Annotated in this window: 16 protein-coding genes; 8 read left to right on the forward strand and 8 right to left on the reverse strand. The window is 73.2% G+C overall.

Features of this window, described 5'->3' with window-relative positions; genetic code table 11:
• Positions 1-32 precede the first annotated feature (32 nt).
• Positions 33-2,126 carry a cellulose binding domain-containing protein gene (locus ACIO6U_RS10510; protein ID WP_401305746.1) on the reverse strand — a complete coding sequence of 698 codons (2,094 nt, stop codon included), beginning with the start codon at positions 2,124-2,126 and terminating at the stop codon, positions 33-35.
• 814 nt (positions 2,127-2,940) lie between these two features.
• Here ACIO6U_RS10510 and ACIO6U_RS10515 point away from each other — a divergent pair.
• From ACIO6U_RS10515 to ACIO6U_RS10545, 7 genes are all read left to right on the forward strand, one after another.
• Positions 2,941-3,207: a GlsB/YeaQ/YmgE family stress response membrane protein gene (locus tag ACIO6U_RS10515; protein ID WP_355339983.1), complete on the forward strand. Its 267-nt coding sequence runs from the start codon at positions 2,941-2,943 to the stop codon at positions 3,205-3,207.
• Between the two features lie 77 nt (positions 3,208-3,284).
• Entirely contained in the window at positions 3,285-3,455 is a 171-nt protein-coding gene (locus ACIO6U_RS10520; protein WP_355339981.1) for a hydrophobic protein, read from the forward strand.
• A 79-nt stretch (positions 3,456-3,534) separates the two neighbouring features.
• Positions 3,535-3,735 (forward strand): CsbD family protein, encoded by a 201-nt coding sequence (locus ACIO6U_RS10525; protein WP_355339978.1) that lies wholly within the window; start codon positions 3,535-3,537, stop codon positions 3,733-3,735.
• A 472-nt stretch (positions 3,736-4,207) separates the two neighbouring features.
• Positions 4,208-5,209: a trypsin-like serine peptidase gene (locus ACIO6U_RS10530; RefSeq protein WP_401717460.1), complete on the forward strand. Its 1,002-nt coding sequence runs from the start codon at positions 4,208-4,210 to the stop codon at positions 5,207-5,209.
• Positions 5,210-5,443: 234 nt separating this feature from the next.
• Positions 5,444-7,126, forward strand: a complete 1,683-nt coding sequence (locus ACIO6U_RS10535) for an esterase-like activity of phytase family protein (RefSeq protein ID WP_401717463.1) — start codon at positions 5,444-5,446, stop codon at positions 7,124-7,126.
• 252 nt (positions 7,127-7,378) lie between these two features.
• Entirely contained in the window at positions 7,379-7,753 is a 375-nt protein-coding gene (locus ACIO6U_RS10540; protein ID WP_401717466.1) for a hypothetical protein, read from the forward strand.
• On the forward strand, positions 7,737-11,873 hold the full coding sequence (locus ACIO6U_RS10545) for an AAA family ATPase (RefSeq protein WP_401717469.1): 4,137 nt from the start codon (positions 7,737-7,739) through the stop codon (positions 11,871-11,873). The genes ACIO6U_RS10540 and ACIO6U_RS10545 overlap by 17 nt, the downstream gene beginning before the upstream one ends.
• 27 nt (positions 11,874-11,900) lie before the next feature.
• Here the strand turns inward: ACIO6U_RS10545 and cas6e are convergent, their stop codons facing one another.
• From cas6e to ACIO6U_RS10570, 5 genes are read right to left on the reverse strand one after another with little or no spacing between them, the layout of a single operon-like run.
• A complete protein-coding gene (gene cas6e, locus ACIO6U_RS10550) occupies positions 11,901-12,620 on the reverse strand; it encodes a type I-E CRISPR-associated protein Cas6/Cse3/CasE (protein WP_391041700.1) in 720 nt (239 codons plus the stop codon).
• Complete coding sequence (gene cas5e / locus ACIO6U_RS10555; RefSeq protein WP_401717472.1) at positions 12,617-13,465, reverse strand: type I-E CRISPR-associated protein Cas5/CasD; 849 nt, start codon at positions 13,463-13,465, stop codon at positions 12,617-12,619. Before cas5e ends, cas6e begins: the two co-directional genes overlap by 4 nt.
• The gene (locus ACIO6U_RS10560; RefSeq protein ID WP_401717475.1) at positions 13,462-14,883 is read right to left on the reverse strand and encodes a type I-E CRISPR-associated protein Cas7/Cse4/CasC; all 1,422 of its coding nucleotides are present in this window, start codon (positions 14,881-14,883) and stop codon (positions 13,462-13,464) included. Before ACIO6U_RS10560 ends, cas5e begins: the two co-directional genes overlap by 4 nt.
• Positions 14,880-15,491, reverse strand: a complete 612-nt coding sequence (gene casB / locus ACIO6U_RS10565; RefSeq protein ID WP_355339954.1) for a type I-E CRISPR-associated protein Cse2/CasB — start codon at positions 15,489-15,491, stop codon at positions 14,880-14,882. Before casB ends, ACIO6U_RS10560 begins: the two co-directional genes overlap by 4 nt.
• Entirely contained in the window at positions 15,488-16,999 is a 1,512-nt protein-coding gene (locus tag ACIO6U_RS10570; protein ID WP_401717478.1) for a type I-E CRISPR-associated protein Cse1/CasA, read from the reverse strand. Before ACIO6U_RS10570 ends, casB begins: the two co-directional genes overlap by 4 nt.
• A gap of 150 nt (positions 17,000-17,149) precedes the next feature.
• On the opposite strand from ACIO6U_RS10570, the gene ACIO6U_RS10575 reads away from it, so the two are divergent.
• Positions 17,150-18,001, forward strand: coding sequence for an HD domain-containing protein (locus ACIO6U_RS10575; RefSeq protein WP_401717481.1), 852 nt, complete (start codon positions 17,150-17,152; stop codon positions 17,999-18,001).
• Positions 18,002-18,017: 16 nt separating this feature from the next.
• On the opposite strand, the gene ACIO6U_RS10580 is transcribed toward ACIO6U_RS10575, so the two are convergent.
• The gene (locus ACIO6U_RS10580) at positions 18,018-22,550 is read right to left on the reverse strand and encodes an AAA family ATPase (protein ID WP_401717484.1); all 4,533 of its coding nucleotides are present in this window, start codon (positions 22,548-22,550) and stop codon (positions 18,018-18,020) included.
• The gene (locus ACIO6U_RS10585) at positions 22,547-23,413 is read right to left on the reverse strand and encodes an alpha/beta fold hydrolase (RefSeq protein ID WP_401717487.1); all 867 of its coding nucleotides are present in this window, start codon (positions 23,411-23,413) and stop codon (positions 22,547-22,549) included. The genes ACIO6U_RS10580 and ACIO6U_RS10585 overlap by 4 nt, the downstream gene beginning before the upstream one ends.
• Positions 23,414-23,503: the final 90 nt, after the last annotated feature.

The following is a 23,503-nucleotide window of genomic DNA, read 5'->3' on the forward strand; positions in this document are numbered from 1 at the left end:
AGCCGTAGCGGAAGCCGTACGGGACCGGGAGCTCACGTCGTCGTGCAGACCGTGCCGTTGAGGGTGAAGACGGTCGGCGGGGGCGCCGCGCCGTCGTTGGCCCCGGTGAAGCCGAAGGAGGCGGAGTTGCCGCCGTTGGCGGCGAGCGTCGCGTTCCAGTCGACCGGGGTGGCCACGACCTGCCTGCCGGTCTGCGTGACCTTGGAGTTCCAGAAGCCGGACACGGACTCGCCCGCGCTGGGGAAGGCGAAGGCGAGCGTCCAGCCGGTGATCGGGCTCGGGCCGGTGTTGGTGACGGTCACCTCGGCGTTGAAGCCGTTGCCCCAGCCCGCGGTGGTGCGGTAGCCGACCTGGCAGGTCGAGTGCGCGGGGGTGCCGGTGCGTACGGTCACCGGGTCGGACGGCGGCGACAGGCGGCCGTTGGCGTCCCGCGCCAGGACGTTCCAGGTGAAGGTCGTACCGGGCGTGAGGTTGTGGACGGTCGCGGAGGTGCCCGTGCTGTCGGCCAGCAGCTCGCTGACCGTGCCGACCTGCCGGTAGACCTCGTAACGGGTCACCGCGCCGCCGGTCGACGGCGTCCAGCTCACGGTGGCGGTGGTGTCCCCGGCCGCGGTCACCTTCGGCGCGCCGGGCGCGGTCAGGGCCGAGCCCGTACCGGCCTTGGGGTGCAGGGTGACGGTGGTCAACGAGTAGGGCGGCAGCGTCTGTTGGGCGCTGTAGGCCGACGTGACGGTGTCGATCGCGGCGGCCTGGTCGCGGTAGGTGTCCACGGTCACCCCTGCCGACGTGTCGGGGGTGAAGCCGGTGTAGTGCAGGGCCACGGTCCGCGCCGCCGACGGGTCCTTGTTGATCAGCAGCACGCTCAGGTCGCCGTTCGCGCGGCGCACGGCGTGCGCCGCGACCGTCGCGGCACCGCTGCCCGCGCCGACCATCCGGTCCCCCGGCCGCCCGAGCCGGCTCAGCATCTGGATCGCGTAGTACGGCGGGAACGGCGTGTTGAGCGCGGGCTCGCACACCGTGCCGACGCAGTTCGCGCTGGACAGCACTCCCCAATCGCCGTAATCGGTCGCGCCGTTGGGCGACGTCGAGATCTGCTGGGCGCCGTTGTGCGTGTCCCACCAGTCGACGGTGAACACCCCGTTCTGAAGGGCGGTCAGATACGCGTCCGCGCCGAACAGCGCGTTCGGCTGCGTGTCCACGTCCCGGCCGCCGTTGACCTCGGTGAGCGCGATGGGGGTGTCGCCCGCGCCCGCCGCGGTCAACTGGTCCTTCAACTGGCCGAGTTCACCGGCAAGCTGCGAGGGCGTGTTGAGCATCTGCGCGGTGTCCGACGTGCTCGGGTACCAGTGGACGATCACGAAGTCGGCCTTGCCCGCGATCAGCGGGATGACCGTGTGGTTCCAGTCGGCGCTCTCGCCGTCGGCCATCACGCCGTCCGGCCAGTTGCCCGGCATGGTCAGCACCGCCCCGACCTTCACCGTCGGATCCACGGCCTTCATCGCCGACACGTACTGGAGCACGTTGTTCGCGTACGCGGCGGGCGACTTGTCGGCGTGATCGTCCTGCTCCCAGCCGGAGCCGTAATGCCCGTTCCCGTACAGCTCGTTGCCCACCTCCCAGAACTTCGCGCCGTACCCCTTGGTGACGTTGGCGTACCGCACCCAGTCCGCGGCCTCCTGCGGTGTGCCGGAGCCGTAGTTGGCGATGAGCATCGGCTGGGCGCCGATCTTCTTGACCGTGCCCATGAACGCGTCGAAGTCCGTGCCGGGCGCCACGTATCCGCCGGGCGCGGTGTTCGTCCGCCAATGGTAGATGTCGCCGTACGAGCCGCCGGGGTAGCGCAGCATTCCGACGTCGGCGGCCTGGAGCAGGTCCTGGACCTGCGGCTCGTTCATCTGCGCGTCCCACACGGCGCTGTTGAGGCCGTACGCCGTGCCGGGGATCGTCCCCAGGCCCTCGTTGGCGTTGACGGTGACGTCCGCGGGCGCCGCGGGCGGGTCGTCGGCCCGCGCGGTGGCGCCGCCGAGCAGCAACGTGCCGAGGAGCGCGGCGGCGGAGGCCGCGGCCACGAGCGGGCGGCGGCGCCCGCGTAAGGGCTGGGGGCCGGGGGGCATGACAAGACGCACGGCGTACTCACCTTCGGGAGGCGGGATGTGGGGGGGTCGTGCCGCGTACGCGTGGGAGCGCTCCCACAATGCGGGCGACCGCCCCCACTGTCAATGGTTCACACGCCCCCATCCGGGGCGGTGGCCGGGCGCGACGCGGGTCGCGCGGCGGTGCATGCACGCGGGGAAGTTCGTCTCGCACGGCGACCGGCGCGTCGAGCACCTCAGCGACGACGGCACCGCCCGCGCCACGGTCGCCTTCGCGCCCGGCGAGGCGCCCGTCACGCTCCACGGCTCCGGGGGGGGGGGGGGGGGGGGGGGGGGGGGGGGGGGGGGGGGGGGGGGGGGGGGGGGGGGGGGGGGGGGGCCCGGGGGGCTGCCCCAACCCGGCGCCGCGCGCCCCCCCCGCCCCCCGGGCGGCGTGGCCGCCGGGGGGGGGCCCCCCCCGCCCCCCGGCTCCCCCCCCCCCCCCCCCCCCCCCCCGCAAGCCCGCCGTGGCCGCCACCACCGGCTCCGTCGGCTACGTCAGCGCAGTCGGCTACGACACCGGCACCGAGCTCTTCCGCTTCACCGCCACCGCCGACCCCGGTGCGTCGGGCGGCAACCGCGCGGCGCTCTCCGTCACGGCTCTCCGTCACGGCTCTCCATCACGCCCTCATTCCCGGGGACCGACCCGCGCGGACAAGGCGTATTCAGCGGGGCCGACCGGCCGGTCGGCCCCGCTCTCACGTCCGCGCGCGAGATCTTCCGTGGGTACGCATGTTTGAAAGGCGCGGGCCGGTAAAGGCGGTTGTCGACAGGGACTATCCGGGGGACAGAAGGGGAAGAGGGCGTCGTGGGAATTCTCGCATGGATCATCATCGGATTGCTGGCCGGGGCTATCGCCAAGGCACTGATGCCGGGGCGCGACCCGGGCGGTGTCATCGTGACGATGGTCATCGGCATTCTCGGAGGACTGCTCGGCGGCTGGCTGGGCAAGGTCATCTTCCACGTCCACTCGATCAAGGGCTTCTTCCATCTGTCCACGTGGATCGCGGCCATCGTCGGCTCGCTGATCCTGCTGGTGATCTACCGCGTCGTGACGGATCGACGCCGCGCCTGAGCCCCAGGCGCTCGCGGCCCGCTGACTGATTGGCCGCTGAATCCGGGGGCAGAAGACACTTCAGGAGGTTGATCGTCATGGCAGCGTTGCTCATCGTTCTTCTACTGGCGCTGGTTCTCATCGGCGCAGGCTTCGCCGTGAAACTGCTTTTGTGGATCGGTATCGTGGTACTGGTCCTGTGGGCGCTGGGATTCCTGCTGCGCTCGACCGGCCCGAGCGGCACTCGTGGCCGCTGGTACCGCTGGTAAACGGCCAGGAAGCCAAGCGAAACAGGAAAAGCACTCAGAAAAAACGGCACGGCACAGAGCCAGGAAAGAGGAATTCATCATGAGCGACAGCGACAAGGCGAAGGCCAAGGTCGACCAGGTGAAGGGCAAGGCCAAGGAGACCGTCGGTCACGCCGTCGGCAACGAGAGCCTTGAGGCCGAGGGCCGTGCCGACCAGGCCAAGGGCGATGTCCGTCAGGCCGGCGAGAAGGTCAAGGACGCCGCCAAGGACGTCTTCCACAGCAACAAGAGCGACGACTGAGGGCTGAAGCCCCCGCCTCGCCCCTCGCGCCCCCCAGGAGGATCACCTCCCGGGGGGCGCGCGTGTGTCCGCGTACACCCGCGTACACCCGTCCACGTACGCCCGTCCGTGTACGCCCACCCGGGTGGTCTCCGTACGCGCGCGGGCGGGTCGGCGCACATCCCCCTCGCGGCTCCCCGGCGCACCCCTCCGCGCGCACTCCCTCGCTTGGCCCCGCGCGCGCTCCTTCGCACGGCGCACGGCGCACGGTCACGGCCCGTCGCCCCACGCGCACCACCGGCCACTCACATTCGGCTGAAGATGCCATGGACACGACACTCCAGTGGAGTTAGCGTGGCCCCCGCTCACGTTTCGGCGACGTCACGCAGGTGCAGTTGGACAACGTTGTCGAGGCGGGATTCGGGTCGATTCCGGCACCACCGGCCCCACCACGCACTCCCCCCTTCCCCCAAAAGGACTTGGAGTTGTCGCTATGAAGCGATCGGCTGCTCTCCTCGGCGCGTTAGCACTCGCCGCGACCGCCTGGACGGCGGGCGCGGCGCACGCCGCGCCGGCCTCGCCCGCGGGCGTCCGTCAGACGTCCGTCTCCGCCGCGCAGCAGAGCGCGGCGGAGCGTTTCTGGACACCCGAGCGCCTGCGCGGCGCGAAGGACGTGACCGATCTGCCCGCCGCCACGGGCACGGCCGCCGCCCGTACGACGGCGGCGCCCGCCGCCTCGGGTTCCCGCGTGGCGGTCCCGCCGGTCGCGGGGCCGCGCACGACGGCGGGCGGCCGGGTCACCCCGATGTCCTCGCCCACCGCGTGGAACGGCGGCGGCCTGATCAGCACGACCGCGGGCAAGGTGTTCTTCCAGAACTCCTCGGGCGGCACCTTCGCCTGTTCCGCGACCGTCGCCAACGCCGACAACAAGTCGGTGGTCCTCACCGCGGGCCACTGCATCGTCAACGCGGGCACCGGCGAGTCCTACCAGAACTGGGTCTTCATCCCCGGCTACAACCACGGCAACCGCCCGTTCGGCACCTTCTCCGCCCGCGTCCTGTACTGGTGGTCCGGCTATGTCTCGACGGCGGGCAACGCCAACTGGGACTTCGCCTACGCGGTGGTGAACACCGTCAACGGCCGTTCGCTGGTGGACACCGTGGGCGCCGAGGGCATCGCCTTCAACTCGCCGACCGGCCAGCACGTGCACTCCTTCGGCTACGGCGGCTCGGACGCCGAGGGCAACGGCGAGCAGCTCAACCACTGCGAGGGCACGGAGTATCCGGACGCCGGGCGCGGCGACTCCACGATGTGGGGCATCGACTGCGTGCAGACCGGCGGCTCCAGCGGCGGCGGCTTCCTGTCCAACTTCGACACGGGCGCGGGCACGGGGTACCTGGTCGGCAACATCAGCGTCAGCTCGGGCAACAACGAGTACCACCCGTACCTGGGCGACGAGGCCCTGACGACGTATCAGGCGGCGGGCGCGGCGTGACGCTGCCGCGGCACGGTCCCTGCGCGGCCTGACGCCGAGGCGGCCTGATGCCGGGGCGGTCTGTCTCTGGTGCCGCCTGACGCGGGCGCGGCCCGGCACGGAAGTGGCTCCTGATGTGCGGGCGTTCGCGCCGGGCGGGGACCTCCCGCCCGGCGCGAGCGCGCACCGAGGCGTGAACCCGGCATTCACCTGACGTCGGCGCGCAGTTCACCGGTGACCGACAGGTTCAGGACCATGACATCACGCACTTCAGGACGCTTCTCCCGCAAGCGCACCCGGATCGTCGTCGCGATCGGCGCCACGCTCGTCGTGGTGGGTACGGGCACGGCCGCCGCCCACACCGCGGGCTGGATCTCGGCCCCCTCGCACGACTTCGGCGCGACCGCCGACACCTTCTCCGGCCACGGCCAGGTCACCGGCAATGTGCTGCGGAACGACGTCGGCGCGACCGCGGTCGTACGGCACACGGACCCGAAGGACGGTACGGCGACGGTCGACGCGGACGGCTCGTTCACGTACACCCCGCGCCCCGGCTTCACGGGCACGGACACCTTCACGTACACGACGACCGACGCCGTGCGGCTCTTCAAGGACACGCGGCGCGACGGGTCGGCGCTGCCGCCGCTCGCCACGGTCGCGGGGCCCGGCGACACGACCACGCGCATCTCCGGTGAGGGCTACGGCTCCTCGCTCGCGCCGGTGCCGGGCAGGCCCGGGCACTTCTACGGCCTGACCGACCGCGGTCCGAACGCCGACGCCCCCGACGGCAACAAGTCCGAGATGCTGCTCGACTTCACGCCGCAGATCGGCGAGTTCCAGCTCGTGGACGGCAAGGCGAAGCTCCTCAAGCGGGTCACGCTGAAGGGACCGAAGAGCCGGGGCGGCGTCCCCTACAGCGGGCGTCCGCCGCACGACACGAGCGAGACGATCGACGACGTCAACGCGACGAACGCCAACGGCGGCAAGCCCGTTCCCGTCGCCAGGGACCCGTACGGCTACGACTCCGAGGGCCTGGTCGCGCTGCGCGACGGCACCTTCTGGGTCTCCGACGAGTACGGCCCGTACATCACCCACTTCGACGCCGACGGCTACGAGTTGGGGCGGCTGACCCCGTACCGCGACAGCGCCGACAACGCCTTCCACAAGATCGTCGGCTACCTGCCGGCCGAACTCGCGTACCGCGTCAAGAACAAGGGCATGGAGGGGCTGACGGTCACGCCGGACGGCTCGACGCTGGTGGGCGTCATGCAGTCCGCGCTCCAGCAGCCCGACCTCGGCGGTACCAAGGCCGGGAATGTGGCGGCGACCCGGATCATCACCGTCGACCTCCGCAACTACAAGGCCAAGCAGTACCTCTACCTGCTCGACAACCCGGCGACGACCGGCGCCGCGAACAGCGAGATCACCGCGCTGTCGAACACCACGTTCCTCGTCGACGAACGGGACGGCAACTACGAGCCGTTCGCCTCCAAGACGCTCTTCCAGGTCGACATCAACGGGGCCACCGACGTCAGCGGCCTCACCCTCGGCGGCAAGTCCCCCGAGGCGCTGGTCGGTACGGGCGGCACCAACGCGGCCCTCACCGCGCTCACGGCCGCGGGCGTCAACGTCGCCCAGAAGCAGCCCTATCTCAACGTCGGCACCCTGGTCAGCCAACTCGACCCCACCGGTGCCTTCTTCGCCCACGACAAGGTCGAGGGCGTCGCCACCGCCGACGCCGGCCGGACCCTCTACCTCTCCAACGACGACGACTTCGGCATCGACACCATCGCCGTGGACCCGGACGGCACCTGGACCGTCCACCAGAAGGTCCTCCCGCCCACGTCCAAGTCCGACAACGGCGAGATCCTGAAGGTCGACACCACCAAGCTCCCCGCGGTCCTCAAGACCGTGACGGTGACCGTCCGCGTGCGCTGACCCGCACCGGCATACGCCCATACGCCCGTACGCCCTCGGGCCGCCCGCTCGGGCAGAGCGGGCGGCCCGGCGGCCCGGCGGCCGGACGAACGGTCGGCGGTCGGACGAACGGCCCAAGCGGAGCCCGGCGTTCTCCCTTGGCCGAACGGGATGTGCCGATACGATGACGGTCCGTGAGGCAGCCGGGGTCGGTGGGGGGCGGGCGGGGTGGATCCGTTGGTGTTGGCGGCGGGAACGACGCTGGTGAGTGCGATGGCCAGTGACGCCTGGGAGGACGCGCGGGCGACCGCGCTGGCGCTGTGGCGGCGCGTGCATCCCGAGCGAGTGGCCACCGTGGAGGCCGAGTTGGCCGAGGTCCGGACGGATGTGCTGGCCGCGCGGGACAGCGGGGACGCCGAGACGGAGACGCAGCTCGCCGCGGACTGGCAGCGCAGATTGCAGCGCATGCTGGACGCGGACCCGGCGCTGGCCGCCGAACTGCGCCGCGTGCTGGACGAGTTGAGCCCGGCCGCGGCCCCGACGACGCCCGGGACGACGGTCACCCAGCGCGCCAGCGTCTCCGGCCGCGGCAACCGCGTCTTCCAGGCGGGCGGCAGCATCCACCTCACCGATGCCCCCGACGCCTGACCCGGCCGGACCGGCCGGCACTCCCGCCACCGGCGGCCGAGCGGACGCCCGTTCGCTGGAGCAGACCGCGACGGCGTCCGGCGACAGCCGGATCAACCAGGCGGGCGGCGATATCTACTACGCCGCCCGCGACTTGTTCATGTACGGCGCCCGCGGCCGGACCGACCGGCGCGCCGACGGGCCCGCGGGTGACGACGACCGGTGCCCGTACCCCGGCCTGGCCCCCTTCGGCGTCGACCAGGCGCAGTGGTACTTCGGGCGCGATCCCCTGATCACCGAGGTCGTCGCGCAACTGGAGGCGGGCGGACCGCTGGCGGTGGTCGGCCCTTCGGGGTCGGGCAAGTCGTCGCTGCTCATGGCGGGTCTACGGCCCGCGCTGAGCGGCAACCGCTTTCCGGTGGAGGGTTCGCGGGACTGGCCGCAGCTCGTCCTGACGCCCACGGCGCACCCGCTCGCGGCACTGGCCGGACAGCTGGCCGCCGCGACCGGCGAAGAGGCCGCCGCCGTACAACAGGCGTTACGGACCGACCCCGGCGGCTACACCGACCGGCTCAGCGTCGCCCTGGCCGCGCGGGCCGGGGCGGCCGACGCACCGGCGCCCCGCCTCGTCGTGATCGTGGACCAGCTCGAAGAGCTGTTCACCCTCTGCACCGACGACACCGAGCGCCGCGCATTCATCGACGCCGTCAGCCGTATGGCGCAGGAGCCCGCGCCGAGCCACGTGTCGGGCCCCGCGCCTGGCCCCGCGCCCCACGGGACCCCGCCCCCGGTCCTGCTCGTCCTCGGCCTCCGCGCCGACTTCTACGGCCACGCCATCGCCCACCCGCGACTGCGCGCGGTGCTCAGGGGCCGCCAGGTCCTGGTCGGGCCGATGACCGAGGACGAGTTGCGCGCCGCGATCGTCGCGCCCGCCGAGGCGACCGGGCTGACCATGGAACCGGGCCTGGAAGAGCTGCTGTTGCGGGACCTCGGCGTCTTCCCCGACGACCCGACGGTCGGCGACCCCGACCCCGACGCGTGGTTCACCGCGGGCCGACTGCCGCTGCTGGCCCACGCGTTGCACATGACGTGGATACGGCGCAGCCGCAGTGCGCTGACCGTGGCGGACTACCAGGCCACCGGCGGAATCCGGCAGGCGATCTCCACGTCGGCCGAACGCGCCTACGCCGGACTGGACATGGCCGCCCGACAGGCGGCGGAGGCGCTGTTCCTGCGGCTCGTGCGCATCGGGCACGGCGCCGAGGACACCCGGCGGCGCGCGTCACTGGGCGAGTTGGCCACCGACGGCTCCGCGGCCTCGGCGACGGCCGCCGCGCTGACCGCGTTCAGCCGGGCACGGCTGCTCACCCTGGACGGCGCCCCGGAAGGCGGCGAACCGCACGGCGACGGGCCGCACGGCGACGGGCCGCACGGCGACGGGCCCGAGGACGAGAGCCGCGCCGCGGCCCGCGTCACCGTCCAGATCACCCACGAGGCGCTGATCCGCGCGTGGCCCCGCCTGCGCCGCTGGATCGACCGCGGCCGGGCGGACATCCTGGTGCGCCAGGAGCTGGAAGAGGCGGCACGGGCGTGGAGCGAGCACGGCGGCTCCGACCACGCCCTGCTGTTCCGGGGCAGTCGGCTGGAGCGCGCGACCACCGCCGCGACCTCCGCCCCCGACCATCTGAGCCCGGCGGCACGGAACTTCCTCGCCGCCTCGACCCAACAGGCCGCGCGGGCCGCGCGATTACGGCGCAATGTCATCGCCGTGCTCACCGCCCTGGTGCTGATCGCCTCCGGCACCGCCGTCTTCGCCTTCCAGCAGCGCGCGACCGCGCAGACGCAGCGGGACACCGCGCGCAAGGAGCGGGACACCGCCATCGCGGGCCAGGTCGCGATCGAGGCCGACCGCGTCCGCACCAGCGACCCGTCGCTCGCCGCCCTGCTCGACCTGGCCTCGTACCGGATGCGGCCGGACGACGACAAGTACACCAACCTCCTGTCCTGGGCGAACGGCCCGCTGGCGGCCCTGGTGCCGGGCGCGACGGGCGCGCCGGCCTTCAGCGGGGACGGCAGGCGGATGGCGACCAGGGCCGCGGACGGCTCGGTGACGGTGTGGGACAGCCGCGACCCCTCGCACCCGCGCCGCGTCGGACGGCCCGTACCGGGCCTGAAGAGCGCCGCCGACGTGCGGTTGAGCCGGGACGGGCGACGGCTGGCGGTGTACGCGCCGCTCGCCCGCGACGCGACCGAGGGCTCGGACGGGACGACGGCCGACAGCTCCGCCCCGCACCCCGTACTCGACCTGTGGGACGTGTCCGACCCGGCGCACTTCCGCCGCACCGGCAGCATGACGGGCACCGAGGACACCCGCATGGTCGCTTTCACCCCGGACGGACGGGAGTTCATCACCGCCGACGTGGGCGTCAACGGCGGGACCACGACGCTGTGGAGCCTCACCGACCCCGCCCACCCGAAGCCCGGCGCCGAACGGCCAGGCGCGGCCGTCGCGTTGAGCCACGACGGACGCACCCTCGCGGTGTGGGAGGACGGCAACACCCTGCAACTCGTCGACGTCTCCGCGCCCGGCCGCTTCGAGGAACTGCTGCCGCAGGGCCTGCAAGTGGGCGCCACACTGACGCCCGACGTCGCCTTCTCCGCGGACGGCCGGTGGCTGGCCACCGCGGGCGACCCCGGCGGCAACGGGGAGCCGAGCACCCTGTCCCCGGAGACGCTGCGCGTCTGGGACCTGACCGTCCGGACCCGGCCCGCCCTGCACAACGAGCACCAACTCCCGCGCGGGGCGGCTCTGTCCATGGCCATGCGGCCGGACGGCCAGGTACTCGCGACCGCAGGGGACGACCGTACGGTCACGCTCTGGCGCGTCGCCGACACCGGCCTGGCGTCGTCCTCGCTGGAGGAGGAGTTCCCGCATCCGCTCGTCGCGATGTACGCGCCGCTGGGCGGACACACCGAGACCGTGGACGCCTTGGCGTTCTCCCCGGACGGGTCCGCCCTGGCCAGCGGCGACGGCTCCACCGTCCGGGTCTGGGACCTTCCGCCCGCGGTCGCGACCCCGGGCGGCGCCGTCGACTCGATCACCGTCCTGCCCGGCGACAGGACGCTGATCGCCGGAGTCGACGACAACTCCTCCGTCCCGCACTCCGCCGTCGGGCTGTGGAATCTGACGAACGCCCGCGGTCCGACGCCGACCGGCCGGCCGACGCCCGGACCCGACGGCCGGACCTCGGTCTTCGCCGTCAGCCCCGACGGGCGCACCCTGGCGACGGCCGTGGCCGACATGGACGTCGCCGCGGACGGGACCACGATCGCGCTGTGGAGCCTCGCCGACCCGGCCCGCCCCGCGCCGCTGGGCGAGCCCTTCGGCGAGCCCTCCGGAGCGTCGATCCGCAAGCTGTCGTTCACGGCGGACGGCAAGCGCCTGTGGTCCACCACCGCGCTCCACAGCAGCCTCTGGGACATCTCGGGCCCGGCCGGCCCCCGCCCCCTGGTCGCCGACTCACCGCTCCGGGGGAACCTGCTGGCCCTCGGCGCCGACGGGCGCCTCACCCTGACCGAGAACACCCCCGAGCCGTACCAGCTCTGGGACACCCGCGACGCCACCCGCCCGGCCGCGCTCGCCGCCATCCCCACCAGCGCCTACGGGGACTCCCGCTACGGCGCGTCGGCCGCCGCCTTCTCCGCCGACGGCCGCACGCTCGCCCTCTCCCACGACCGCACCCTGCGCCTGTGGGACGTCTCCGACCCGCACAGGCCCGCCGCCCTCGGCGGCCCGATGACCGGACACGGCGACCGGATCGAGTCCCTGGCCTTCGTCCCCCACACCTCGCTGCTGGCCAGCGCGAGCGCCGACAACACCGTCCGCCTCTGGGACGTCTCCGACCTCCACCACCCCGCGCCCAAGGGCCGCCCCCTGCCCGCCCCCGGCGCGGGCCCCCTCGCCCCCACCCACGACGGCCGCACCCTCATCACCTCCTCCGTCGCGGGCACCCTCCGCCGCTGGCCCCTCGCCCCCGACACCGCCGCGGCCCGCGTCTGCGCCGCCACCGCCAACGTCCTCACCGACGCGGTGTGGTCCGCCCACTTCCCCGGCATTCCCTACCAACGGCCGTGCTCGTAACGTCCGTTGGCCCGAACTTCGGTGCGCTCACCGCGTCAGCAGCAGCCCGCAGCCGTACGCGCGCGCGTGGCCGATGCCTTGGGTCATCGCGTCGACCAGGGCGGCCGGGTCGGTGACGGTCAGGGTGCCGCGGATCTCCGCGCGGGCGATGCGAAGGCCCTTGTGGGGGGCGGGACTTGTGACCGTGGGAAGCATGCGGACGGCCAGGGACTCCTCCTCGGCGGTGGCGCCGATCCGGGCGACGCCGTCGGGGGCCCTGCGGGGTTCGCCCGGCTGCTGGAACCGCCGGGCGAACCAGTGCCGTACGTGGTCGGGCCGGGTGTGGGCGGTGCGTTGACCTCGGCGGCGCTCGGGGGTGGGCGGCCCGGTCGGACGACTCTGAGTGGGGTTGACGACGGTGCGGAAGGTCAGGGAGTCCCCGGCGCGGATGGTGCGGTCGACGGTGATCACCCGCGGTGTCCCGGTGAGCGCGTCGCGGGGCACGCCCGCCCAGTCTCCCGGGACCCTGGACTGCACCACCAGCACGAGCGCCGCTGCCTTGAGATCGACGGACCAGGTCGACAACACCCCTGTCTGGGCGCGGGCGTCGGGGTCGCCGTCCGCGACCCAGCCGCGGAAGCCGCTCATCACGGTGCGGTGCATGTCCTGGGCGTCCACCAGCGACTTGGCGGTGTACGGGTGCCGGGCGTCCATGGTCAGGACGCTGTGCGTGGCGACGAATCGGGCGGCGGCGGGCGGATTGGTCACGGGATGACGTCCCATTCGGTGGCGTTCTCGTCGATGGTGACGCGGGTACGGGTCTCCCACCGCGTGGTGTGCGCGCGACGGTCCGGGTCGAAGGTGACCGGCTGGTCCTGTACGGGAGTCGCCGTACCGTCCGGGTCCACCGCCTCGATCCATGCCCAGGGCCGCGGCGACGGCGGCGCCCCGACGCCCTGCGAAGGCAGCAGCGCGACGGACGCGAAGGCCTCCTCGACGGTCCCGGCGAGCAGCGGCCCGGCCAGTGTTCCGGACGGCGGGCACGACTTGCGGCCCAGCCACAGCAGGCGTTCCGGGCTCTCCAGCGCCGTCGCGACCGTCGCGAGGAAGGCCCGGTCCTGATGCTGGAGCGCGGCCACGAAAGCGGCGTCCGACACGTACCAGCGCTCGGTGACGAGCGCGCCCCGGGAGAGCTGCCGGGAGACCAGGGCACCCGATGACGGATCGGTGGTGACGTATTTCGGCGCCCCGTACCAGTCGGCGAGTTCGTGGTGGCCGAAGGCGGTGCCCCCGGCCTCCGCCATGGAGGGCGACAGCGCGGCGGCCCTGCGGTGGTCGGTGATGACGTCCCGCGGGCGGACGGGATACCGGCCGGATCCGACGACGTGGTAGTCGCGTACCGGGGTGCCGGGGTGATCGGCGCGGACGCCGAACCGGACGGCGTGGAACTCGCCCAGGTCGTCGGCGCGTTCGTGGCCGAGGGCCGCGGCGCACAGACCGATCACGCCGGACTTCGTGGGGCGGCTGTGGGTGTCACGCCGGGAGAACCAGGAGACCACTCCCCAGGACTGGAGCGGAGCCGCGAGGCGGATGAGCAGGACGTGGCCGCTCACCCCGGCAGCTCCGCCGACTGCGACTGCGCCGACGACTTCGCCGACGACCCCGTCAGCTCCGTCAGCTCCGTCAGCTTCTCGACGGAGTCGACATCCGTGACGCCCAGCTCCTGGAGCACGGCGTGCACGGCCGGGTCGTACGTGAGGACGCGGCCCGCCGTGATGTCGTCGCGCCGCCGGAGGACGAACGCGTGGTGGGCGAGGAGGCGGCGTACGGCCAGTTCCCCGGCGGGCCCGCCCTCGGCGAGTTCGTCGACGGGCCGCTGGAAGGCCGACGCGTAGTTGAACGGCCGGTCGCCGTCGAAGGCGAGCACCAGGGCGGGCAACGACCCGGTGGACGCGGTCGAGTTCTTCTTGGCCTGCGGGAAGGCGTTGACGAAGGCGCTGACGAACTCCGCTTCCGCGGCGACGGACGCGGTCTCCGCGTCCTGCTCCGACATGCCCGCCGCGCGCAGGTTCTGCCGCAGTCTGCGCCGGTCGAGGACGGCGTGCCGGTAGAACGTGCCCGAGATCAGCGACTGGTAGCCGGTCATGCCCGCCCCCGAGTCGTCCGCCGAGTCGAGGAAGTCGAGCGCGTTGCTCTTGCGGGCGAGCTTGGCGTCGTCGGCGGCGGCGTAGAAGTCGTCGGTCAACTCGGCTTCGTGGACGGTGAAGGCGTGGCCGCTCTGGATCGCGCCGTCGACGTTCGGCGAGTCCGGGATCTCGGCCAGGAAGCGGCCGTAGAGCGCGATGTCGATCGCGTCGCGGGGGGCCAGCGCGGTCAGGACCGCGGTCCTGGTGGCCTTGGGAAGCGCGGGCAGCTTGCCTCCGGCGGCGCCCGCCTCGTCAGGAGCCGTCCCGTCCGTGCCCGCTCCGTCCGCGCCCGCCTCCTCCGGCTGACCGCTCCCGCGCCGTCCCTTGGGCTTCTTGGCCGCTGCCGCCTGAGACTGCGCGAGGTACCGCTCCGCCCACGCGCCGACCGCCGCCCGGTCGGTGTGGATGTGGTCGGCGATCCGGTCACCCGCGTCAGCGGGCGCGAAGAGCAGCACCTTGGTCAGGTCGGCGACCGTGGGCTTGGCGGGATCGCCGAAGTTGAGGCCGACGGCCTGGAGGACGGCCCGCGCCGTGGGCAGCGCCTCCTCCCTCGTCCAGCCGTGCCGGGACTCCAGGGCTCGGGCGGTCACCAGGGCCCATTCACGGGTACGGACGCCCATGGCGTGCCCGGCGAGCGGCCCTTCCTGGGCGTTCGCCCGGTCGCGGGAGTACACCCGCTCGGCGCGGCGGCGCGCCTGACTGGTGATCATGTGCCGTTCCACACCGCCGTAGACGATCGACTTGGGCGCGCCGTTCTCGTCCCTGACGGGGAGGACCGCGACCAGCGTCTCCAGCAGGTGCAGGGAGAGGAATTGGCGCCCGGTGAGGGCGACGGGGTTACTCACGTGGGCAGTTCCTTCGTCGTGACGGTCCTGGTGGTTCTGCTGCTCCTGGCGGCGGTGCCGGGCGACGGCGCGTGGAAGTCGACGGCCCAGTGGTACCGGATACGGGCCTGCCGGTCGGACCAGCGGGCGAGGTCGTCCGCGAGCTGTGCCCAGGACGGCGGCGGCTTGCCGCACGAGCGCAGCCGGGCGACGGTGTGCTGAAGGTGCCGCAGAGGGGGCCGGCGGCTGGAGACGACGCGGTCCATCAGCCTGCCGGCGCCCGCGTCGTCCGGCCCGTACCCGAGGCTGGTGCCGATCCTGCGGGCCGCGGTGCCCAGGCTCCCGTATCCCCACGACGGTTCGACGGCGCCCCGGTGGTAGACGGCGAAGAGGAAGGCCACCTGCTCGAACACCGCGCGGCGCGACGGGTCGAACCAGCCCGCCTCGATGTGGGCGTTCTGGCTGACCGTGGGGCGGCGCAGTTCGGCGAGCGTGCCGTTGTCGCGGCTCCGCACCAGGCCGACCAGCCAGCGGGTGAGCTGTTCGCTCCGCGCGCGGTCGCGCGCCTCCGTACCGGCGGCGCGCTCGGCGCCGTCGCGGTACGCGGTGCCCGGTATGTCCGCGGTCACTCGCGGTCCTCCTTCAGTTCGTCGGGGGCGGTGCGTCCGGTCAGGCCACTCTCCAGGCACCGGACCGCCTGCGCCCGTGCCCGCATCCCGCGCGAGTTGGCGGGCAGCGAGTCGAGCCGGTTGCCCAGGAACCGCCGTGCGCAGTCCGCGAGTTCGGCCGCGTAGGCGACGATCGCCGCGTCGACCCGCTCCTCGGTCCCGGCCGCCGTCGTCTCGTCCAGCAGCGTGTGGAAGGGCTCGGCCGTGTGGGCCCAGTGCTCGGGCCGCGCGTCGAACCGGGCGATCTGACGGTCCTTGTCGCCCGGTTTCGGGTTGGGGTACGTCACCGTCCAGGCGACGTAGGCCGCTTTGAAGAGCCAGACCGCCACATGGTCGGCGATGAGCGAACCCCGCTCGGCCGCGTATCTCATGTCCCGCTCGCGGCCCGGCACGAAGGGGAACGTGTCCGACACCCAGGTGACGACCGTGGTCTGCTTCGCTATCAACCCGACGGCCCAGAGGCTGAGTCGACGGCCCCGCAGCAGGGCGAGGCGGTCGTAGAGGTCGGGTCCGTGCGTCCGGTCGGCGACGGCCGCGTACAGGGCGTGCGCCTCGCGCCACAACGCCTTGGTCGCGGAGGGCCGCAGCGGCTTGGCGTCGGCGCTCCCCGCGCCCTCCCCGTCGTAGACCGCGTCCTGCGTGCGGTGGTGGCCCAGTGGTTCGAGGAGTTCACCGGCCGCCATCAGGACGCGGTCGACAGCGGGAGTCCCGTCCTCGGTGACGGTCGGCCGCAGGAGGATCGAGCGTCCCAGAACGGTGTTCAGGTCGGCCGGTCCGTCGACCCGCCGCCCCGACGGCTTGGTCAGGAAGCCCCGCCGGGGCTCCGGCGCCACCGTCCAGGTCCGGTTGAAGCGGCCGGGGTCCTCGGCGGTCGGCACGAGATTGAGCCGCAGGGTGTCGCCGAGCGTCGTCCCCAGCGCGACGACCCGGATACGGGTGCTGAGGCGTCCTGCGGCCAGGTTGGTGAGCGTGGGACCGAGGGTTTCCTTGCCGGGCATACGGGCCCGGCCGCCGGGTCCGTACGCGTGCTGGGTGAGCATCGCGCGGAAGGCGGCGTCGGCGGGGAGCGGAGTGGGGTGTTCGAGGTGGTGGTGGTCGAAGAACTGGTTGTAGTCCCCCGCGTGCTCGATCACCAACTGGGCCGGTCCCGCGCCGTGTTCGTCGAGGTACGGGGCGAGGAGGGCGTTCTGCCCCAGCGGTTCTGTCGGGTGGAAGAGGTCCCAGTGCTCGTCGGGGCGGCCGTCCAGCCAGTCGGCGGCCCCGGTCAGCGGCGTGCCGTCGCGGACCCAGCCGAGCCACTCGTCACGGGTCGTCGGGCAGCGGGTGGAGGCGTAGCAGACGGCGAGGAGGTACTCCAGCAGGGCGACGGTCTCCCCTGCGGTCTTCGCCGAGACGGCGCGCAGACCGTCCGCGTGCCGCAGTGCGTGGACGAGGGTGACGCGAGTGCCGTGCCCCCGGGCGGTCAGCACCGGTACGCACGCCTGCCTTCTGGGGTCCCAGCGGGGACGTGACGGCCCCGGGGACGGTCGTAATTCGGCCAACGACACCTGATCCGTGCTCCGCTCTCCGCTGTGTCTGATGAGATGCGGCAGGACGCTAGCACGCTGAATGAGGGCAACGTGGGCCAACCAGGAGAACTCAACAACATTGCACATCAATGGTGTTGGGGCACGGTAGATCTTTCGGAGCCGCACGGGTGGAATCCGCTCGTCGCCGAACTGGCCACCGCGGCCTGCGTGATGCTCGAACTCTGGGACCGGGTACTGAGCGAGCGCCAACGGGCCGAGCTCACGGACGCGTTCGCGGCCGACGACGCGCGGAGCGCCCGTACGGCCGCCGCCTTCCTGGCGGGGGTGAGCCGCCTCGGTCACGCCAACCCTTCACGGATGACCTCGTTCGGCGCGGGGCAGCGGCCCTCGGCGGCCCTCGACGCGGCGCGCGCGGCCTGGCGGACCCGGGCCCTGGAGGCGGGACTTCCCCTGCCGCCTCCCGGGGCCCCGAGCCGCCGGGCCGATCCGGAGCACGTCACGGCGGCGGTGCTGCCCCGGCTGACCGGCTGCGACTGCGCCGATCACGTCGACGGCGAGCAGTGCCGCGACCGCGACCACCAGGGCCTGTACGTGGCCGCGTACGCGCTGAACCGGCACGGCGCCGACGTCCTGCACTCCGACACCGTCGCCAAGGCGTACCGGGCGACCGGCGGACCCGCCTGGGACACGGTCAGGTGCGCGCTGGCGGACGACGTCGCCCGCGATGCGGGCCTCGGCGCGCGGACGGAGCTGGCGCGGCTGATCCGGCCGGCCGATCCCGTGCGCCTGACGGCTTTCGGCCGCCTGGTCTCGCAGAGCAACGCCCTTGCCCTCAGCAATACTTGCGGCGGCTTCGGGTCGCCCCACGACAGTCGGGAGGTGCTGTCGGAGCGGGCCCGGCGCCGCGCGCGCGAGGCGGTCGCCCGTATGCGGGTGGCCTGAACGGCACGTGCTGCGACTACCCCTCGGGCCGCGCCGCGCTCGGCGTCACCGCGCCGATTCCGGCCGGGCCGCCGAAGACGATCACGGGCTCGCGAGGGGCCGGGCTGTCGGTGGACGGCACGACGCCGAGGGACGTCAGGGCCGCCGCGGTGACCAGGCGCGTGACCTCTTCCCCGGCGGCCGGGTCCCAGAGCCGCACGGTCGTGTCCGTGCGGCCGGTGCTCACCAGCAGGCGGCGGGAGCCGGGCGACCGTACGGCGTGGAGGGCGGATACGGGACCGTCGTGCCGGGTCGGCAGCGTGAACGGTTCCCGCTCCGGATCACCCGTCCACAGCCGTACGCAGCCGTCGGAACCACCGGCCGCCAGCAGCAACTCCCCTTCCCCGTATGCCGGAAGGACCGCCAGGCACTCCACGGTGCCGATGTCTCCCGGCCATTCGGCGTGCGGTTCGCTGAACGGGCGGCACAGGCGCACGCCGCCGTCCTCGGAGGCCAGGGCGAGGACGCCGCCCGACGGCAGCGGCACGTACGTCAACGCGTTGACGGAACCGGTGTCTTCGCCGATGTGGAGCCACCCCAGCACCTGTCCGTTCGCCGGGTCGCAGTACACGACCGACCCATGGCGCGTCCCCACGGCCAGCACGGTCCGCCCGCTGTCGGCGAAGGCGGCGAAGGCGGTGGCGTGGTCGTCCCCGAAGATCCACGCGTTCATCATGCGCCAACTGCCCTCGCTCCAGACGCCGATGGCACCGTCCGGCAGTCCGGCGAAGACCATCGGGGAACCGCCGGGCGGCGCGTGGACGGCCAAGGCCGTCACCGGACCGTCAAGTCCGGTCCTGGGAAGGTCGATCGACCGGATGACCGCCCCCGTGGCCGCCGATCTCACGGTCAGGTTCCGGTCCGGGCCGACCTCGACGGTCTCGGAAGCGTCGCCGGGGCCGGGCAGTACCGCGAGAAGTGTCCCGTCGGCGCGCCGGACGGACCGCGCGAACCGCTCCGGGTGCCGCGCCCACGCCTCGGGGTTCCACACGCGCACGGTCCGGTCACCGGAGGCGGAGACCAGAAGCGGCACGCCGTCCCGACCGGGCACGACGGCCAGGCCCGTCACCCCGTCCGTGTGGTCGGCGGGGAACCGGCGTGCCTCCTCCCCCGTCTCGGGATTCCACAGGTGGACGGCGCCGTCGTCGGTGCCGAGCGCGAGCAGCGGCTCCGAGCCGGCGCGGAGGTACGGCGCGAGCACGGTCGCGGAGCGCCTGACCGTGCGGTCCCCGAATCCGGCGCCGGTCAGCGCGTCCCACAAGCCGACCGTCCCGCGCGTCCGGGAGGCCAGTGCCAGGAAGGGGCTCTCGCCCGTCCGGTCCCCGATCAGGGCCAGCGCGGCGATCTCGTCGTCATCCACCCGCACGGTGCACACCGGGCGGGTGGGGAAGCCCTGCGCGGCGGCCTGGACGATCTCGACGCGGCCCGCCCGTTGAACGGCCAGGAGTGTGGTGCCATCGGTGAGCGCCAAGGCCGCGAGCCCGAGCACCGAGGTCAACGAGTCGTCCCCGTACGCCCATTCGCCGCCGCGCGGCCCTCCGGTGAGCGGATCGCACAGCACGAGCCCCCTGGCCGTACCGATCGCCAGTCGCGGCGACCCGTACACGTCGCTGAAGGACACCATGGCCTGGACGGCCGAGGTGACCGGAAGTTGTCGCGTGCTGCCGCTCAACGGGTCGCAGATCCAGACGCCTTCATCGCAGCCGACCGCCAATTGCAGCTCGGCTGATGGCTCTTCGGCATCGCTCACGACGGTCAGCGCCCGCGCGAAGCGGCCGTGTCCCGGGATCGGCGGACCGACCGGGGTCACCGTGGCCGGGTCCCAGACCCGTATGGCCCCGTCGGCGTCGCCCACGGCGATCAGCGGTGTCCCGTCCCGGAGGGTGAAGGACACCAGGGAGCAGAGGTCCGCGTCCTGCCTCGCCAAGACGTTGCCCGGCACCGCGAGGTGGTTCCACACTGGCACGAGACGGCCGGCGGCCGGCCCGCCGCTGTCCCGTACCGCCGCCGGTTCCCTGCCCTCCAGCAGGGAGAAGCGCAGGCTGTCCGCGCGCGCGAGCGGAGGCGCGTCGGCCAGGAACGGCTCGATCCGTGCCCACGCGAACAGCCGCTCGGTGTCCGGGGCGTGCTCCGCGAGCAGCCCGAGAGCGCCCCGTACGTTCCCGCTCGTCTCGTGCGGCAGAAAGCCGTCGGTGACGACCCGGTCGTTCAGTACGCCTCCGGCCGCCGCGTGTTGCACCAGGTGGCGGCACACGTACGGGTACGGCAGCCCGGTCTTCCGCGCGTGAAGCGCGCTGAAGGCGGTGGCCAGTTGGCGGTGGGCCGCCCTGACGCCCGCCTCCGCCTCCTCGGACGTGCCGGGTTCCGCTTCCCCGGAGAGCAGCAGGCGCGGGTCCCCGCGCAGCACCTCGCTGATGCGCTCGTGGACCGGCCGGTAGACGTACTTGCCGTCCTCCACCCCCTTGGCCAGATATCCCTGGAGCGGACCTTCCTGCACCCGCCTGACCAGCGCCTCGGGCGCCGCGACCTCGCCTCGCGCCAACGCCTGTACGGCGCACGGCCACACCTCGCCCCACGGAAGGCCCTCCCCTTGGGCGAACGCGGTCGCGCGCAGGACGTGCACGGCGGACCGGGCCGGTACGCCCGTGGCGCGCTCGACCGCCCTGAGATCCTGTCGCAGCAGCTCCTGGGTGCCCCGGCGCAGACCGCGCCGCCAGTCGGCGTCGTCGGGGCGGGGCAGCCGGTCCGGCGCCGCGAGCAGGGCTTCGGCGGCGAGGCGCGCGTCCAGGAAGGAGGGCGTCACTTCCTCCGCGACCGCGAGGGCGAGCCGTTCCAGGGCGCGGGGGTCCGGAGCCCGGCGGTCCGGAGCCCGGCGGTCCGGAGCGCGGCGGTCCGGAGCGCGGGGGGCCGGGGGCGCCGAGGGGCCGGGACCTGTGGTGAACCGGGCCTTCAACAGCGCGCCCACGTACGCCGCGATGTCCTCGACGGTGTCGGCGTCGGTGTCCGTCCGCAGCGGTTCCCCGGCGTCCGTGGACCGAACGAGCAGACTCAGCAGATCCGCCGACCGGTCCACCGGCGGCCGGGGGCCGTCGCCGCCCGTGTCGGGGCGCGCGCTGCGCACGCCCAAGAGCAGTCGTACCGCGGGCAGTTCGTCGTCGGTCCACTGATGCGCCAGGCGGCGGACGAGGTCGGTGACGATCCTCGCGGGGTGCTTGGCCTCGTCGATGCCGTCGATGACGATCGTCAGCGGACGGCCCTCCCGACGGGCGGTGGCCAGTACGTGATCCAGCAGGTCGTCCAGGACGCCGCCCCCCGGACCCCCGGTCGGCACCGTGCCGGTGAGCGCCGCGTAGAGCGCCGCCGCCAACTCGTCGGCGTCCGCGTTCCGCGCGAGCACCGCCGCGTCGACCGCCCCCACGGGCACCAGGAGACCGGGCGGAATGTCCTCGATGAGGGGCGCGTACGCCGGGTCCGCCCGGAACCCCGGGTCGCTGAGCGTCACGGCCCGGGCGAGCAGCGCGGACTTCCCCGATCCGGCCTCTCCGGTGACGACGAGCGTGCTCGCGTCTCCCGTCAGGAACCGGTTCAAGCGCCGTACGAGCCCGCTTCTGCCCGTGAAGTGCCAGCCGGGGCCGCCGTCCGACGGCCGGCCGGAGGCGCGGGAGAGCCAGTACGCGTCGAGGTCGGCGGCGCTCCAGGCGACGGCGCCGCGCGCGGGGCCGACGACGACGCGTTCGGGCGCGTAACCGGGGTTCGGGAGGCAGGGGCTGAGGTCCTGATGGTCGTCGCTGCTGATCAGCGCGTAGTTGGGCCAGAGGAACTGCACATCGAGCGAGACATCCCGCTTGCGCAGAACGCGCATCGCTTCGAAGAACTCCGCGAAGCTCAGGTGCGCGTTCGCGAACCCCGCCTCTTTTTCCTTGAAGTACGAGGAGACGGCTTGCAGGAGGCGCGTGAACTGCTGCGGACGCGGGGTCCCCGTCTCGTTGGCGGACGAGATGACCACGAGGGAGTTCAGGTTCCGCCGTGCGCTGTTCAAGGCTTCGAGCCGGCGTTGCAGGTCTTTGCGGAGGACACCGGAGTAGCAGGAGTCGACCATCACCAGGATGTGGTCGGAGTCGGAGTCCAGGACGCGCGCGATCAGGTCGCCGGTCTGGAACGCGGTCGCCGGGAGACGTCTCTCGTCGGAGTCGCGCAGCAGGAGGAAGTGGTCGTGCGACGGTCGGGTGACCCCGTGGCCGGTGACGTAGACCACGAGCGCGTGATCGTGGGCGGCCTCCTCCGGCCGCGCGTCGTCCAGGAATTCGCGCAGGTCGTAAACCGTGTCGAGCCGTTTCGGGCCGCGCCGTTCGAAGCGGCTCTCGCTCGGCGGTCTCTCGGCCCACCACTCCCGTACGACGGCGACTTGGGCGGCGATCCCTTCACGGAATTCGGGGTCGTCGTCCCGCTCCGATTCGGCGATCTCGATCAGCGATCGCCGGGCCGTTCGCGGAGCCGCGCCCCGGTTCACCGGCAGCCGTCCGCGATCACGCGTGCCACGGGGCCGGATTGGAGGTAGCGGGCGGCGCTGTGCGGGTCTCCGATGCCGTTGTTCACCCTTTCGTCGGTGATCCAGGGCCCCAGACCACCGAGTCCGCCGCCGCCGGTGACCACGTCCCCCGGGTCGAAGACATTGACCCACCCCGTACCGGCGGGCAGCCCCATGGGCTCACCGTCGGCGATGCCCAGTCCGCGCCGTACCGAGGGAACGGCCAAGGGGGAGCCGCACGTCAGGAGCGTACGCACCCCGGACGCGCGGTCGGGTGCGATCTCCTCCCGGCGCAGCAGGTCGTAGGCGATCACGCTGCCCAGCGAATGCCCCACGACCACGGCGGTGTCCGCGTCGAACGCTTCCGCGACCAGGGCCCGGACCCGGGCCGCGAGACCGGGCTCGTACAGGTAGAAGCGCACCTCGCGCATCGCGCTCACGAAGAGCCTGCCGCCGCCTCGGGGGAAGCGCAGGTCGTACGCCATCACCAGGCGGGTGAGGCGCGCGGGCCAGAGCTGCGGCGGCCCGAGCGTCTGCGACTCCGACTCCCCGATCCGGTCGAGGTCTTCGCGGGGAACGACGTCCTCCAGCGCCCGGGTGACGAAGTCGGCCTCGCCGTCGCCCAGGGGGACTTCGCTGTCGAAGGGATCGTCGTCCGGGCCGAGGTGCTTGCCCGGACGGGCCAGGAGCCGTGTCCAGTGCGGCAGTTCGAGAGTGCCGGGCGACAACGTGGGCGCGCCCGCCGCGCCGAGGCCACGGTCGAGCGCCCCCGACCAGTCGCGCGTCAGCTGCTCCTTGGACGTCCTGGACTGCCCGATCCCGTGCACCCCGACGATGCGCTTCACGCCCGTGACCCCCGCCCCAGTGCCTCTCGGTCAGGCGACGAGCGTAGTGCGGGGAGCGCCCTCGGGGAGGGCCGTCGCTGTCGCACCACG

The sequence above is a fragment of the Streptomyces sp. NPDC087422 genome, assembly GCF_044744145.1.
Lineage (GTDB): Bacteria > Actinomycetota > Actinomycetes > Streptomycetales > Streptomycetaceae > Actinacidiphila.